Consider the following 15,178-nt stretch of genomic DNA (forward strand, 5'->3'; position numbering starts at 1 on the left):
AATTATGAAGAAGCTGTTGTCTATGGCCGCAATCAAAGTCGTTGTTTTGTCTTTGGCCGTGGTTGTTCTATCCGTCAATATCTACAGTGTCACTCGAATTAATGACATCAACAAGAGCTTTTCTAACCGCCAAAATGAGGCCACTTGGTTTGTTTTTCAACTCGTCAAAGAGTATGCAAACTTCTTGATGGTTAGCCATGCAAAGACGATTGATTATGATGAACTTTGGTTGGCATATGACATTACTTGGAGTCGTTTTGATATTCTGATCAACAGCACTGAATCGTCCAATTTTATTCGCTCAGCAAACTTTAAACCGTACTTTACCGCAGAGTTTGAAAAGTTTAAGTCGTTAGAATCCTCAATTAAGTTGGTGAATCAAGGCGCTTTGCCTAAGGAATCACTGCAGAAGAAAATTGATATTTGTTACAACACGCTGGTCGAATTTATTAACGAAAAGTTTCGACTTCAAAGCCCGGTTATTGAAGAAAACACCACAATGGTCGACAAGTTGGTGATGATGCATCAGATAAGCAGCGTATTTCTGGTGTTGCTACTGCTTGTGACAGGAGCGATTTTTTACGTCGACTTTGCAATCAAACGAAAACTTCATTCTACCGACTTCATTACTGGCTTTCGCAATCGAGTCTCGCTCATGCAGTTTGTTAAGAACAGCTATCCAACAAACGGTAATTTCGACCTTTACTTTGTAAGAATCAGAAACCTTAGTGAGATAAACCAAAAGTATGGACTTGAATATGGAGACTTGGTGGTGAGTTCAGCTGCTAAGTCCCTGACGGCAAAGGTACCGGAAAGTACTATCTCGTTTCGTAGTAGTGGCAGTCAGTTTCTATTCTTCATTCCTGAGCAATTGTACACAAGTGATGAGATACAGGAAAAATTCAATGACGTGCTTAAGGATTATATCTCTGCGGGGAATTTAGAATTGATGATTGACGCTGTAGTCAGGCATAAGAAGAACATCAGCTCTAAAGATATGATGGAGCTACTAACGACGATGCAGAGTTAATCCCCGCATCAGCGATAAGTTAGATCATTAGGTTTTGTTGACTGTACGCTCACCATTCTCCCGCTTCACTATCATGGCTTTTGCCATTCTTTATTTGCCTCCTCATTCAATGTGCAGCCAATAGAGAGCTCCTGCTCTGATGAAGATAGTTCTACTACTAGTTATAGCTATAGTGGCTTTCCGCGCTTGAATAGGAAGAGAGGCTTTGAGGTTTAGGTTTAGGTTTAGGTTTAGGTTTAAGGTTACTACTTTTGAGTGAGTGCAACGATTCGCTCGTTAGATCTCGAACTGCTAACAGACTGCGGGTTTAAAATTGCTTGCGGGTTATGGTTTCGAACAAACTCGATGAATTCCAGATAAGTGAGTGGCTGACTGAAGAAGTAGCCTTGTATTAGGTTACAGTTGGCTTTTCTGAGGTAATGATACTGTTCTATCGACTCAACACCTTCTCCGACGACTAGCGTGTCACAAGAGTGGCCTAAGTTAACCATAGATTCGACCATCTTGCGGTCGGCCTTGTCGTCTACCATGTTATCGATAAAGCTCTTATCAATTTTGAGCTCATCCACAGGGTAGTGGAGAAGTTGGTTAAACGCTGTGTAGCCCGTACCAAAATCGTCAAGGGAGACCTTTAAACCTAAGCTTCTGAGGCTCTCGATAGTCTGCACCGTAAGCTTGGTACTTTTCACGTAACTGGTCTCGGTAATCTCTATAATAATGTTGCCAGGTGGCACTTGATAACGTTCGAGTACTTTACGGATGTTGTCGGAAAAATTACGGTTGTAGAGCTCCATCGCCGAGATATTAATTGACAGAGTGCCCTTGTATTTATGAAGTTCTGAAAGCTCTTTATAGCTTTTGATCGCGGTGCCAATGACCCACATGTCGAGCCTGGCAATAAGGTTACTCTTTTCTGCAACTGGGATAAATTCTTCTGGTCCCGCATCGATATCGAATAAGGCTGGGCAACGAATCAGGCACTCCGCGCCATCTATCTGAAGTGTCTTGGCGTTAAAAATAGGCATAAAGCGAAGTTCAAAGTTGTCACTTTCGCAGCACTCTAAGAGTCTTTTCTCTACAACGTCATGGCGTTCCAAGGTATGTAACAACTCTTCGCCATAAACAATACGACTTTCGCCATCACTATGAGACTTCGCATTAGCTAACATTTCATCGATGCATCGGTGCCAAATCTCATCGAACTTTGGCGTGTCGAGCGGTAAAACACCTGTTGCGAGTGATAATCGAAACCCATAGTAGTCAAGGAAGGTGGTGCCGGTCAGCGTATTGTTGATGTTCTCAATTTCTTCGTTTATCACTTGGTTCTTACCCATCTCCAAGATCGCGATAAACTGATTCCCTCCCAGTCTGGCTAAAGAGTAATCACTGCAACTAAAGCCCAAAGAGGCTTGTTGGTTTTGTAGTGTCTCTTTCAGTGCTTTAGCTAAGCTTATCAGTACATTATCACCAACTTTTGCCCCGTAGAGATCGTTAATTTTACGAAAATCGATGATGTCCCAACAAACCACATAGCAGTGTGGGCTCATCGAGCTTTTTAGTCGTACATCAAGGTGTCTGATGAAAGAGCGTCGGTTAGCTAGCTTGGTGAGTTGGTCGAATTCGGCTTCGAACTTCAACTCTGTTAATGAGTCTATGTACGCGTTCTTTAAACCATCAATTTCACTTTGCCCTGATGAGCGTTTGAAGTATCTAAGTTTGAGCCCGCCGATCGATATCTCTTGAAGTAAGTCTTTAAGCGGTCGCACGAGTTGGTAACGTACCACTAAATGTACGATCAACATGATCGTAAAGAGAGTACCAAAGCCACCTAACAAGGTTTGTTTAGCGATGATGGCTTTCTCATGGTTGAACTTTTGTTCTCGAATATTTACTTGCGCGATGAGATGTCGGCTGGTCATCTGCACATTGATATTATCTTGGGTTTGCTCAATTGATTTGATAACGAATTGGGTATTTTCAATGTTGGCAGCGTCTGAGGATGGCTCGATTAAGAACTGAATATTGTCATCGTCATTGTATTTGATTAGCAGGCTAGAGAGTTGCATCAGAGGCCCGTCAGCAATCAAGATGTAGCGATTTAAACTGTTACTTGCACGTTTGTCTTGAGGAAGGAGGTAAGGGTCAATTGCTGCAACATACGAGTATCTGAGCTCTCCACTGATCGAGATATAAGAGAAGCCTTCGTAGGAGAGTTCATTTTTGCTTATTAACGAGGTGTATATATCGAAGACTCTTTCGTAAATCTTGTCAGGGATCTTTAGCCCCTCGAAAGGATCGGCTCTGAGAGTCGAAAGCGTTAATTTGAACTTAGGGTCCACGATATAAACATTGCGTTGCCCAAATTGATTGACGTGATTCTGGCTTAATACTCGGAGTACTCGTTTTTCCAATAGCGATAGAGTCGTGTAGTCGCCAGGATTTTGAATGTAGCGGAGGAACTGCAACGAAGAACCGATATCTTTAACTAGTAAGGACAAGCCGAGCTGCTCGTATTCCGCCGCGACTAAAGCGGTGTTCACATCAGATTGCACCTTGTCCAAATACATGTGCTTAGCATGATTTGATGCGAAGTTGTACATCACGATTCCTGCTATCAGGAGCACAAATGTCAGCGTTGGTAAAAGTACAAAATATAGCTTCTTCAATACTGGCATGAGTTATCTCAAACTGTCGACAATACGATTGCGAATTTGAATACTACTCGGTTCTAACGGCTGATAAAGGTAGCTGCGATCTAATACTTCTTTATTCGGGAAAAGCTCGGGATCGTTTTGATACTCCTGAGAAGTGAGTGCTTTTGCTTTTGAACTTGGCGTTGCAAACCATGAATCCATTGCGTTTTGAGCGGCGATTTCGGGTTGCGATAAGAAGGAGAGAATCGTGGTTGCCTGTGGAGATCGCTCTCCGTTGTTAATTGCAGCCATACACTCTAACCATAAGGTTGTTCCTTCTAGAGGTACTGTGTAGGCCCAAGATGCCTCAGGTTCGGCATCATTAAGCACATAGCTGTCACCTGAGTATCCGTAGGCGAGGTCGATGTTGGCTAAGTGTTCGGGATGACGAATATAATCGACAACGTATTCATTACTTTCAAGGTGAGGCTTCTGTGCTTGTAGCGTTTTGTAAGCGACTCGAAGTTCTTGTTCGTTGTTGGTAAACGGCTCAAATTGATTCATCAGAAGCGCAGCACTCACCAAATCCGTAGGCTCATAATACATGCTGATTCGGCCGCTGGTTTTGGTTTCAGGGTCTAGAAGAGCGCCCCAAGACTTGGGAGTCTCAACTTTTCCGCTTCGGTATAAGATGCCGGATGTCCCCCAAGCGTAGGGGATTCCATATTCGCCACACCCATCCACCCATCTTGAGTCAAAGTTGCTTGAAAGGGATTGCTGCAAGTCGCTCAGGTTGTGGAATAAGTTCTGTTTAGCCAGCGCTTTCAGTTTCATACTTTCAATGACAACCAATTCAAACGCACCTCGTCGTTCACTCAATAGCACTTCATCACGAATGGACTCGTCAGAAAAATATTGCTGCTTTAGTGAGATGCCGTAGGTATCACTCAACTGGGTAACGACGCTGTCAGATAAAAATTCATCCCAATTGTAGAGATAAATATCATGCTGCTGGCCAAATACAGGGCTAGCCAAAAAGGATGTTGACGCAAGTATTGATACGCAAAACGCTTTCACTGACGGATTCCCTTTCGTACGTGATAACTAAATCGTAGCCCAAAATTTGCGACATGATTCAAATTTAGGCACTTAATTTAACTTCAACTTCATGCATTTCATGCAAATAGCAACTTGCTACTCCTACTTGATACCGAACCTTTATCGTGTGAGGCAAGGATGACTCCGTCGTATCGTATTCAACACAAGTACGTATTCCAGTTTATTGTCCGTGAATGGATTATTTAAATTAATATTCATCATAACATCCATTCTTACAAGTTATTATGCAAATATTAAGCATTAAATAATGATGCGGTGATTACCTTTTTCGGGTTCTCGCTCGCATTAATCGTCGTTATTCCTTTGTTTTGCCATCGCGATTTACTCTTATGTTCAATGTTCTTTTATCCCTAAAAACACTTCTATAACGTTTTGTTTATCATTTGTTTCGTTTCTCAATAAGTATCGATAAAGTTGTTGCTAAAGACTTGTAGCACAAGGTGATTGTGCTTATTGTGGGCAGCAATATCTAGGTTATGTCCCAACGAGCCATGATTGCCGGTTTGGGAAATGTTGTGCATTTAGGAGCCATTGTGGATTTAGAGATATATCAAGTAGATTCGTTTACAACTCAAGCGTTTAAAGGGAACCCTGCCGGGGTCTGTATCTCCAAAGAGCCGTTGGATGAGTCGTTAATGTTTTCAATCGCTGAAGAGATGGCGGTATCTGAAACGGCTTTTCTCGCGCTTAACACTATGACGCTTAAATGGTTCACTCCCGAAGTCGAAGTGAAGCTGTGTGGACATGGCACACTGGCAACGGTTCATGTGATGAAAGAACAAGGACTGCTTGAGACAGGTGATAAGGTCGTGTTTAACACCTTATCTGGGGAATTATCTGCCGCCGTTTGTGAATCGTCTATCGAGCTTGATTTTCCTAGTACACAGCTATCATTGCGTTCTGAACCCAACCTCACGCTGCTTGAACACCTAGGTTTAGATCCGCATCAAGTAGTTTCATTCCAAGAATTTGACTCTAAGCAGTTAATCGAAGTTTCCAACGAACAAGTGTTATTGGAGCTTTCACCAAACTTTGATGCGTTAAAAGGTATTCAAGGGCGAGGTGTAGTGGTGACAGCATTGGCAGCAAATACGGAACTTGATTTTGTTTCTCGCTACTTTGCACCTTGGGTTGGGGTTAATGAAGATCCTGTGACTGGCTCGGCACATTGCGCATTGACGCAACACTGGGCAGAAAAGCTCAACAAAAGCAGTTTCAGTGCTTATCAGGCGTCTCGTCGTGGTGGCTATATGTCGACTGAATTATTGGCTAATGGGCGAATAAAGTTAATCGGCTCTGCGACCACTGTGATTAGTGGTGTGTTGAAGCTTTAGATTTTTATAGAAGCTTTAGAGCGCTGTTTGCTCTGTTTTGTTGTAACCGCCTAGTATGTTTTATTCGATTATTCACCGTGAAAGAAGCGGCTAGGGCGGAATGTTATTATTGAAGGAATCACCGTGTCTGCCTTTTATCTTTCCCAAGTATTAGTCGCGATAGCCATTTGTTTTGATCTTCTGTCATTCCAATTCAAGGAAAGGAAGAAAATCGTCACTTGTCTGTTCTTTGCTGGCGTTCTTATTTCGAGTCACTTTATCCTTCTTGAACAATGGACAGCGGCGAGCTTAATGACGATTGCCACGATTCGCTATTTGACGAGCGTATTTTCTACCTCGTCTAAGTTTAAATATTTGTTTTCTTCGATGTCGGTGGTCGCAACCGCAGTGACTTACTCAGGGCTGACCAGCATATTGAGTTGCTTTGCCTCCGTATTTCAGACCTTTGCAGCCTTCAATAAAGATGACCGTCGATTAAGAGAATTGATGATCATCGGAACCAGCTTTTGGTTGGTTCACAATTATTTAGTTGGTTCGCCAACAGCGGTTGTTATGGAGGCGCTGTTTATCTGCAGTAACTTGGTGGGCTATTACCGTTTTTACTTCAAAAAGAGTGCCGCTGCTTAGGTTTACAGTACAGCTAAGGCCCAAGTTGTTAATCAATTCAATGCTAGCTAGGAGAGCTTGATGCCAAACATTTACAATGATGTTCCTTCATCAATACCCAATGAAATATTCAATGACCTGATTGCCAACGACAACATTCGAATCGAGAGAATACTCTCATATGGTCACAGCTCCCCGGAAGAGGGTTGGTATGATCAAGATGAGAATGAATGGGTGATGGTGATAGAAGGTCAAGGCGTCATCGAGTTTGAAGATGGACGCGTTGTTACCTTGTCTAAAGGGGATTACACCAATATTGCTGCGAGAGAAAAGCACAAGGTTATTGGCACAGATAAAGATACGGTGACGATCTGGCTCGCTGTGTTTTATCGTTGATATCTTGCTCTAAAGCTGAGGCTGTTAGGTTATAAAGCTTGCTGATTCAGCTGTTTATTTGCACCTCAGAAAGGACTTAAGATAAAAAGGAGTATGTTGTGGTTAGAATTCGAAACTATCAAGCGAGTGATGACAAAGCACTGTGGGAGATCTTCTTTCATACCGTACGTAACGTGAATGTTCGAGATTATTCTCAACAGCAAGTCGAAGCTTGGGCACCCAGTAGCTTTGACTTTGCGTTATGGCAAAAGCGTATGAATGGGTTACAACCCTTTGTGGCTGAGCTCGATGGCTGCGTTGTTGGCTATACTGACCTGCAGCCCAACGGCTTGATTGATCACTTTTTCTGTCACCACGAATATCAAGGGAAGGGTGTCGGGAAAGCGTTGATGGAACATGTTTTCACTGTGGGTCGAGTTCGTGGCGTATCGAGATATTTCTCTGAAGTAAGTATTACCGCAAGGCCTTTTTATGAGCACCTTGGCTTTAAGGTAGTAAATGAACAGGAAGTCGAAATGCGTGGCGTAAAGCTGACCAATTACGTGATGGAAAAGATAGTTGAAGATGGACAAGGCAGCTGAATAGGCGGACTCGTGTTCTTAGGGATACAGAAACCGAGTTTGAAATATTAAAAAACCTTTTTAAGGATAACTTTTCCTGATCTATTGATATTGTCGATGAGTTCAAATTGTGTGCAAGATAATTTGTCTAATCTAAACATTGAATGAATACAAGGAGTGTTGTTCATGAGTCATGTGAGTAGATCTAAACTATATACATTGGTGTCGATGTTGTCCTTCGCTGTTGGCGTTCTTGCCTTAGATGCTGGGGTGTCGGGGCTATTTCCTCTCTTTGTTGTCGTCATCTCATTCTTTTCATTTGTCATCAACTCGTTTCTTTGTTTGTTCGGAGGTAAACGCGAAGATGGCTTTGATGCCTATCAAAAAGCAAATCAGACTCGGTCGCGAGCACTGGTCAAAGGCTTAGAAGACTCGAACAAATAAACCTATGCCTTCAGACGAACGGTAATCTCATTTTTGACACAGTTTTCACCTGCTTTTTGTTCTCTTATTCAAGAAAAATCATCTCTTTAGAGATAATATTCACTTCAACTAATATCAGTGAAGGAAGTAAAGTGGGTATTGAAGCTTTAGCGTTTGTGATGGACGCATTAATCACCGCATGTTGTATGTACATCGCCTCTAAAATGTCTTTCGTGGTCGCAGATTTTAAATCCCTTCTTACTATTGCTGTTATCGTTGCTCTGGTGTCATTGATTCCAACAGTAGGTTGGGTGTTAGGGTTGATTCTGTTTGTGTTCCTACTCGGGAAAGCGACGCACTCTAGTATTGGTGACTGCATCTGGGTGGTGGTCTTCACGAAGGTGGTATCGATGGCGGCCTTTCTGATATTCGGGCGCTTGTTTATGTAATCCGGGTTCTTGCTTATATCAAGGCAGGCTTGGCTAGTTTGATACCGATCTTAACTTGGTATTTAAACGTCAAAAGGGTGTGAACCTGTCACACCCTCTAAGAAGCTTTGATTTGTGTTCATCTTTATTATTTAGGCAGTAATACAGCATCAATCACATGGATAACACCATTGCTTGCTTCAACATCTGCCATCACGACCTGCGCTTTGTTGACCATCACGTTGCCGTGATCAATTCCTACCATTACCGCTTCGCCTTGCACTGTTACGGCACTATCAAGTTTCATCACTTCAGACGCCATTATTTTCCCTGGCACCACATGATAGGTCAGTACTGCAATCAGCTTGTCTTTGTTTTCTGGCTTCAACAGCATATCAACCGTTCCTTCTGGTAGCGCAGCGAACGCTTCATCCGTTGGCGCAAACACTGTGAAGGGACCGTCACCTTTCAATGTTTCAACTAAGCCTGCCGCTTTTACCGCTGCTACCAAGGTGTTGAAAGAACCGTTTTCAGCCGCCACGTCAACGATATCTTTCTTCATTCCGTGGTGATCAGCGTGAGCAAAAGCCGTAAAAAGAAGCGTCGCAACTAGCACTGACATGGTTTTGATTAATTTATTAAACATATTGTCTTCCTTTGAGTTTTGTCCGTTATTTTCGAGAGGTATTACGAAAGCCCAATCGTGATAGATCAATTTGTTGTGTCTTTGAGTGAATGGTTAGCGATATCGACAGCGTCAAGCGAATAAACTTATATTGTTAAATGCTTGTTACAATTCCATTTTGATGCTTATAGTTATTTGATGCTTATAGTTATTTGATGCTTATAGTTATTTGGTGATTATTCAAGTAATGGATGTGAACATGAGGTTTGTTTTACCAGTAGTCTTTTCTGCATTGGCTTCAATGCCTGCATACAGTGGCCTTGCTCCAAGTGAAGGCTTCAGCGGTAACTTCAGTGTATTGGCCGGTTTCTACTCTGACAGTAGTAATTTGAGTACTGAACAAGATTCGAATCAAGCCACCAACACCCAGGAAGGGGAGAGTGAAAACCAAGGACTACTCGGCTTTTTGGGTACTGTTCAATATACTTTTGGCGAATCGCTGACTCACCAAGTGTATGCGGGTACGACACGAGAGGATATTGCAACAGGTACCATTGCGTTTGAGATCGGTTATCGATATCAACTTTCTGGTGGCACCATATTGGATTTTTCTGTTCTTCCTACGCTTATCTCGGGTAAGGCTTGGACGGATCCGTATGCTGTTGGCGTTAATCGAAATGAAACGGATGTGAAAGGTAATGTAGGACGACTGCAGCTCACTAATATCGGTGGAACTGGTTTTCGAACGGATCTCGCATTTGGGCAATCAGATGTTGATGAAGAGCTATCTGGTAGCCAAGGCTTATCTCCGGAAGATACTGTGCTGCTGGATAGGGAAAGAACCTATGTGTACGCCAAAGCAGGATACCGCTTTATCTTACCAAACCACGCAGGTCTATTTGTTCCTTCAATGGTGTATTTCCACTCAGACGCAGAAGGAGGAGCACTCAGCTTCGATAGTTATGGTATTGAATTAAACTACGCGAAGAGAATCGGTCGTCATGGTTTTGTTGTCACCCTAGATGCAAGTGATCGTGAATATGATGAGTCGAATCCAATTTACGGGCAAGTACGTGAAGAGAATGAATTCGGTGCATTCTTAGCTTATGAGTTTGGTGGTTTGATGGGCTATAAAGATTGGGCGTTCATTACTTTACTGGGTTTAAGAAGCATAGATTCTAATATCGATTTCTATAACTCCGAGCAAGTATTAGCGAGTGTGGGTGTGGATTATAAATTCTGATATTCACACTATTTTAAAAATACTCATCAAAGCAGAAGTTTAAGTTCAGTCTTACTATTTGTTTAATTATTTCGGGCACTTACACCTTTAAAGGTTGTAGGTTCCCGTTGCTATCCGTAATATGAAAATTAGCTTATGGATAGAAATAATAGGATAAGGAAGCGCTTTGGAAATACAAATTAGACATTTAGAAGCAACGGATAGCCAAGATGTTTTCGATATTTATCGCCGCCCTTCAGTTTCAGAAAACACCTCACAAAAGCCTTATCTTAGTTCTGAACAAGTGGAGCGACTGTTTGGTCATTCAGACCATTTCACTCTGGTTGCGGAAGTCTCCGGCAAAGTAGTGGGTCACATTACTTTATTCATGACCACCAAGGTAAGAGACAGGCACTGCGCTGGTCTTGGTATTGCTATTCACCCAGATATGCATGGTAAAGGGGTCGGTAAGGCGTTAATGCAAGAAGCGATCAATCAGGCGGATAACTGGCTTAATCTCGTGCGTCTTGAGTTAGAGGTTCATGCCGATAACCACGCCGCTATTGCTTTGTATGAACGTGTAGGCTTTCAGTTAGAAGGCACAAAAAGACTCAGTACGTTCAAAGCGGGTAAGTACATCGATATGTTGCTGATGTCGAGAATACGACCAGATTACCGTTGAGATCGAACCAAACAGGTTCCTGCTTTAGAAATCGGTTAATGAGCAATTGATTAGTGAAATTCCCATTAAACTCTGTATAGTAGCAACCGTTTGCTTCGTATAACCCCAATGATATGGTTTGGGGGTCTCTACCAGCTCCCGCAAAGTGCTGATTACGAAGGGTTTAGATCACAATTGTGTTCTTACTCTTTGTAATGGCGTTCAAGAAAACCTCCTGTCTATTATTCAGAGTAAGTGCACACCTAAAATCCATAGTAGGTGAAATATGAACGCATTTATTCAAGGGCTCCCAAAAGTAGAGTTGCATTTACACATTGAAGGTTCGCTCGAACCTGAGTTACTTTTCCAGCTTGCTCAACGCAATGGCATTGAGCTGCCTTATTCATCCCCAGAGCAACTAAGACGCGCATACGAATTTGATGATTTACAGTCATTTCTGGATATCTATTATCAAGGTGCTGATGCACTGCGCACAGAACAGGATTTCTACGACTTAACATGGGCTTATCTAGAACGCTGTAAAGCCGACAATGTTATCCATACTGAGATTTTCTTTGATCCTCAGACACATACCGATCGTGGCATTGCATTCGACACCGCTATTAACGGCATTCATCGTGCGCTTGAACAGGGTCATAAAGAGTTGGGCATTACCTCTCAAATCATCGCATGTTTTCTGCGCCATTTATCTGAAGAGAGCGCCATTCAAACGTTCGCAGAGGTATTGAAGCATCACGATAAGATCGTCGGGGTTGGACTGGACTCTTCTGAATTAGGACACCCACCAGAGAAGTTCAAGCGTGTATTCCAACAAGCAAAACAAGCGGGCTTCTTGACGGTGGCGCATGCAGGAGAAGAAGGGCCGGCTCAAAACATTGTCGATGCGATTGAAATGCTCAGCGTGAGTCGAGTGGATCATGGTGTCCAGTGCATGACAGACGAAGCTCTAATCGAAGAGCTGATTGAAACCAAAATGCCACTGACGGTGTGCCCACTGTCGAATATTAAATTGCGTGTATTCGATGTGATGGAAGACCACAACATTGTCGAACTGCTCAGAAAGGGTGTGGCTGTAACGATTAACTCGGATGACCCTGCTTATTTTGGTGGTTACATGTCGGATAACTTTAATGCGGTGAGCAAAGCTCATGAGATGACGCATCAGGAGTTAGCGCTGTTTAGTTTGAATGCGATAGACGCGAGCTTTATTGAAGCGCCATTGAAGCAGCAATATCGAGAGCTTGTTCAAGGTTACTTAGCTAAAGCTGATTTTGACCAGAATTTCTAGCCGCTGTGCCCATTTACTAGCAGCTGAGTATAAAGCGCTAGGATGGCCAACTAAAGTGGATGGTAAAGTGTTATCGACTGAGTCTGCTTAATCTCTATAAGCCTAAATCATCTAGATAAAGACAAAAAAGAAGCTGGCAGTTTGCCAGCTTCTTTCATTCTTAAATTAAGCTCATTGAGCTACTTGTTCACGTAGTCTTTGAATTTCTGCTTGGTTTCAGCATCCGCTTTTTCGTACCAGAAATAGAGCATCTCTTCAGCTGTATTTGCTGCATTTCCGTCAATCTTTGTTGGAAGCGTTACCGGTTGTGCGACAGCAGCTGCTACGCCCGCGCTAGAACCTACTGTAAGTGCAGCGATGCCGCCTTTCTGGTTGTACTCCTTCGCTTCTTGCGGGTACTTACGACCAATCTGCATGCCATCTTTGATAAGTTTGTCTTGCTTAACACTGATTGCATTTTGGTTTTCATCAACCAGTTTCCAATCTAAGTTTTGAAGGCCTTTTTTCGCTTCGTTGGTGTTACGGAACTTAGGCATGTCAAACGTCAATGCTGTGTCTGTCGCATCAAAAGTAGCAATAATGGTATCGCTATCGACAAACTCTCGGTCGTTACCTTGGCTGAAAGCCAGTTGATATTTGAAAACGATTTGGTTTACGCCATCTGGAACGGTGATCGTTTTGCTCGAAGAGAAGAAACCACCGTCGAGATCAGGTTTAGCCTCATTAACAGCTAAGACTTCGACTAAAGCATCTGCGCTAGAAGGAACTTCAATTGTTACGTCAGCTAACACTTGTGGCGCTGCGATAATTGTGGAAAGCAGCGCGATGGATTTTAATGTTTTCATAATCATACAGTTGTTTATGGGCAGTTGAACTACAATCGCATGGTAAGAACTCCAATTCAAGTCATGTCATAAGGATTTGAAAAAATTTGCGAAATCTTAACGCAACGGTCATATATTAAGGTTCACATTGACTAGTGTGAGTTTTTATTTTTGAAAAATGAGAGGGTAGGTTGGGTGTGAATTGTACTAGTTGGCGGTTCGCGTCTTATGTTATTTGTATTGGATACTAAAAAGCCGCGGTCACTGCATTCAGTCACCACGGCTTCGTTATTACATTTTTAATCTAGAGTAGCTTATTTAGCTTGCGCTGCTGCCGCTTCTAGTTGCTTAAGTTTACCTTGAAGCATGTATGCATTCTGGTTGAAGTTACCTGGGTTCAGTACTTGGCTATTCTGCATAGGGTAATCTGGTAGCGTCGTCATAAACTCTTGAACCTGATTTCCTACTGGAACGAATAACCACATGTTGTCTGCCATCCAGCGTAGGTACATACCAGACTCGTGCGGTGCTTTCTCGAATGGGTCAGCACGTAGGTGAACAACTTGAGGCCAGTTTGGTTGGAAACGAACTGCATCCACAATGTTACCATCCATCACAGCAAACGAAATCTTGAAGTCATTCCAACGTACTGCGTTTAGCTCAGCGTTAGCAGAGAAGTAAAGCATGCTGTCACGAGGGCCTTTCTCTTCTTTACCTTGGAAGTAAGGCAGGAAGTTGTAACCATCTAGGTGTACGCGCCAGTTTTTACCGTTGTAAGTTGCACCTTTGTCAGATGCTAGCTTCTCAACCACTTTATCATCACCAGCGGCTGCTAGTAGAGTAGGAATCCAGTCTTGGTGGCCCATGATATCGTTGATTTTAGTTCCAGGTTTGATAGTCCCAGGCCAGCGAACTAGCTGAGGCACACGCATACCACCTTCGTAAGTTGTACCTTTCTCACCGTGGAAGTAAGTTGCGCCGCCATCAGGCCAAGAAACCGTTTCAGCACCGTTATCGGTAGAGTAAATTACGATAGTGTTGTCAGCGATTTTTAGTTCATCCAGCTTGTCTAGAAGCACACCAACATGGTCATCATGCTCTAACATACCATCAGCATAAATACTGATACCTGACTTACCTTGGTATTTCTCTTGTAGGCGAGTCCACACGTGCATACGAGTGGTGTTGTGCCAGATGAAGAATGGTTTGTCAGCTTTTACCGCTTTTTCCATGAATGCTAGAGATTCTTCTAGGAACTCTTCATCCGCATGCTCCATACGCTTACGCGTCATTGGGCCAGTATCTTCAATCTTACCGTCAGCAGTAGACTTGATTACACCACGAGGGCCGTAGTTCTTACGGAACTCTGGGTCTTTAGGGTAGTAATATGTTTCAGGCTCTTCTTCTGCATTTAAGTGGTATAGGTTACCGAAGAACTGGTCAAAGCCGTGGTTCGTTGGAAGGTGTTTGTCTTGGTCACCCATATGATTCTTACCAAACTGAGCGGTCATGTAGCCCTGTTCTTTTAGAAGGTCTGCAATCGTTGGAGCCCAATCAGGGATACCGTGGTCCGAACCTGGCATACCAATAGTCAATAGACCAGTACGGAAAGGTTCCTGACCGGTTAGGAATGCAGCACGACCAGCAGTACACGATTGTTGACCGTAGTGGTCAGTAAATAGTGCGCCTTCATTCGCAATACGGTCAATGTTTGGCGTTTCGTAACCCATCATACCGTTGTTGTATGCACTGATGTTGAAAACACCAATGTCATCACCCCAGATAGCAAGAATATTCGGTTTTTCCGCTGCTGTTGCCGCTGAAGAAGCTGCTAATAAGCCAACACCTAATGCTAGTTTATTAATTTTAGTACCCATAAGGACTCCGATTCACTTTTAAGATTAATGCGTTAGAACAACGCATCGATGAGCAAATGTTATTCTCAAAATTCCGTTACGTCCTTTTATAGTGCTTATAACCAATCGTTATGATGCTTAGGTAACCTATT

Annotated in this window: 15 protein-coding genes and 1 riboswitch; of the genes, 10 read left to right on the forward strand and 5 right to left on the reverse strand. The window is 42.9% G+C overall.

The annotated features are described in order from the left end of the window. Window positions 1-4: 4 nt before the first annotated feature. Window positions 5-1,030 (forward strand): GGDEF domain-containing protein, encoded by a 1,026-nt coding sequence (locus AB6E52_RS11605; protein ID WP_017069848.1) that lies wholly within the window; start codon window positions 5-7, stop codon window positions 1,028-1,030. A gap of 245 nt (window positions 1,031-1,275) precedes the next feature. Here the strand turns inward: AB6E52_RS11605 and AB6E52_RS11610 are convergent, their stop codons facing one another. Both AB6E52_RS11610 and AB6E52_RS11615 read right to left on the reverse strand, forming a co-directional pair. Further along, on the reverse strand, window positions 1,276-3,705 hold the full coding sequence (locus AB6E52_RS11610; RefSeq protein WP_102320972.1) for a bifunctional diguanylate cyclase/phosphodiesterase: 2,430 nt from the start codon (window positions 3,703-3,705) through the stop codon (window positions 1,276-1,278). Window positions 3,706-3,708: 3 nt separating this feature from the next. Further along, a complete protein-coding gene (locus tag AB6E52_RS11615) occupies window positions 3,709-4,740 on the reverse strand; it encodes a PotD/PotF family extracellular solute-binding protein (protein ID WP_017060025.1) in 1,032 nt (343 codons plus the stop codon). 575 nt (window positions 4,741-5,315) lie between these two features. On the opposite strand from AB6E52_RS11615, the gene AB6E52_RS11620 reads away from it, so the two are divergent. The 6 genes from AB6E52_RS11620 to AB6E52_RS11645 all read left to right on the forward strand — a co-directional run bounded on the left by AB6E52_RS11620 (window position 5,316) and on the right by AB6E52_RS11645 (window position 8,550). Beyond that, window positions 5,316-6,116, forward strand: coding sequence for a PhzF family phenazine biosynthesis protein (locus AB6E52_RS11620; protein ID WP_102320971.1), 801 nt, complete (start codon window positions 5,316-5,318; stop codon window positions 6,114-6,116). Window positions 6,117-6,239: 123 nt separating this feature from the next. Further along, entirely contained in the window at window positions 6,240-6,743 is a 504-nt protein-coding gene (locus AB6E52_RS11625; RefSeq protein ID WP_017060023.1) for a YgjV family protein, read from the forward strand. Window positions 6,744-6,803: 60 nt separating this feature from the next. Further along, entirely contained in the window at window positions 6,804-7,118 is a 315-nt protein-coding gene (locus tag AB6E52_RS11630) for a cupin domain-containing protein (protein ID WP_102320970.1), read from the forward strand. Window positions 7,119-7,216: 98 nt separating this feature from the next. Further along, complete coding sequence (locus tag AB6E52_RS11635) at window positions 7,217-7,699, forward strand: GNAT family N-acetyltransferase (RefSeq protein ID WP_017064712.1); 483 nt, start codon at window positions 7,217-7,219, stop codon at window positions 7,697-7,699. 165 nt (window positions 7,700-7,864) lie between these two features. Continuing rightward, on the forward strand, window positions 7,865-8,122 hold the full coding sequence (locus AB6E52_RS11640; protein WP_017060020.1) for a hypothetical protein: 258 nt from the start codon (window positions 7,865-7,867) through the stop codon (window positions 8,120-8,122). 131 nt (window positions 8,123-8,253) lie between these two features. Next, the gene (locus AB6E52_RS11645; RefSeq protein WP_017064710.1) at window positions 8,254-8,550 is read left to right on the forward strand and encodes a hypothetical protein; all 297 of its coding nucleotides are present in this window, start codon (window positions 8,254-8,256) and stop codon (window positions 8,548-8,550) included. Between the two features lie 127 nt (window positions 8,551-8,677). On the opposite strand, the gene AB6E52_RS11650 is transcribed toward AB6E52_RS11645, so the two are convergent. After that, entirely contained in the window at window positions 8,678-9,175 is a 498-nt protein-coding gene (locus AB6E52_RS11650) for a fasciclin domain-containing protein (protein ID WP_017064709.1), read from the reverse strand. Window positions 9,176-9,413: 238 nt separating this feature from the next. Between AB6E52_RS11650 and AB6E52_RS11655 the strand changes: the two genes are divergently transcribed. The 3 genes from AB6E52_RS11655 (at window position 9,414) to AB6E52_RS11665 (ending at window position 12,346) form a co-directional block, all read left to right on the forward strand. Beyond that, on the forward strand, window positions 9,414-10,397 hold the full coding sequence (locus AB6E52_RS11655) for a DUF2860 family protein (protein ID WP_102320969.1): 984 nt from the start codon (window positions 9,414-9,416) through the stop codon (window positions 10,395-10,397). A 166-nt stretch (window positions 10,398-10,563) separates the two neighbouring features. Next, on the forward strand, window positions 10,564-11,058 hold the full coding sequence (locus AB6E52_RS11660) for a GNAT family N-acetyltransferase (protein ID WP_017066469.1): 495 nt from the start codon (window positions 10,564-10,566) through the stop codon (window positions 11,056-11,058). Window positions 11,059-11,133: 75 nt separating this feature from the next. Beyond that, window positions 11,134-11,233: riboswitch (purine riboswitch) on the forward strand. A 90-nt stretch (window positions 11,234-11,323) separates the two neighbouring features. Next, window positions 11,324-12,346, forward strand: coding sequence for an adenosine deaminase (locus tag AB6E52_RS11665; protein ID WP_102320968.1), 1,023 nt, complete (start codon window positions 11,324-11,326; stop codon window positions 12,344-12,346). 179 nt (window positions 12,347-12,525) lie between these two features. On the opposite strand, the gene AB6E52_RS11670 is transcribed toward AB6E52_RS11665, so the two are convergent. Further along, window positions 12,526-13,191: a DUF2057 family protein gene (locus AB6E52_RS11670; RefSeq protein WP_102320967.1), complete on the reverse strand. Its 666-nt coding sequence runs from the start codon at window positions 13,189-13,191 to the stop codon at window positions 12,526-12,528. A 293-nt stretch (window positions 13,192-13,484) separates the two neighbouring features. Continuing rightward, window positions 13,485-15,047, reverse strand: a complete 1,563-nt coding sequence (locus AB6E52_RS11675) for an arylsulfatase (RefSeq protein WP_017064704.1) — start codon at window positions 15,045-15,047, stop codon at window positions 13,485-13,487. Window positions 15,048-15,178: the final 131 nt, after the last annotated feature.

The organism is Vibrio sp. 10N.247.311.13, from assembly GCF_041467595.1.
Classification (GTDB): Bacteria; Pseudomonadota; Gammaproteobacteria; order Enterobacterales; family Vibrionaceae; genus Vibrio; species Vibrio crassostreae_C.

Coding starts and splice junctions, on each gene's coding strand:
- AB6E52_RS11605 (WP_017069848.1), top strand. CDS start 5: ATGAAGAAGCTGTTGTCTATGGCCGCAATCAAAGTCGTTGTTTTGTCT.
- AB6E52_RS11610 (WP_102320972.1), bottom strand. CDS start 3,705: ATGCCAGTATTGAAGAAGCTATATTTTGTACTTTTACCAACGCTGACA.
- AB6E52_RS11630 (WP_102320970.1), top strand. CDS start 6,804: ATGCCAAACATTTACAATGATGTTCCTTCATCAATACCCAATGAAATA.
- AB6E52_RS11640 (WP_017060020.1), top strand. CDS start 7,865: ATGAGTCATGTGAGTAGATCTAAACTATATACATTGGTGTCGATGTTG.
- AB6E52_RS11650 (WP_017064709.1), bottom strand. CDS start 9,175: ATGTTTAATAAATTAATCAAAACCATGTCAGTGCTAGTTGCGACGCTT.
- AB6E52_RS11655 (WP_102320969.1), top strand. CDS start 9,414: ATGAGGTTTGTTTTACCAGTAGTCTTTTCTGCATTGGCTTCAATGCCT.
- AB6E52_RS11665 (WP_102320968.1), top strand. CDS start 11,324: ATGAACGCATTTATTCAAGGGCTCCCAAAAGTAGAGTTGCATTTACAC.
- AB6E52_RS11670 (WP_102320967.1), bottom strand. CDS start 13,191: ATGAAAACATTAAAATCCATCGCGCTGCTTTCCACAATTATCGCAGCG.
- AB6E52_RS11675 (WP_017064704.1), bottom strand. CDS start 15,047: ATGGGTACTAAAATTAATAAACTAGCATTAGGTGTTGGCTTATTAGCA.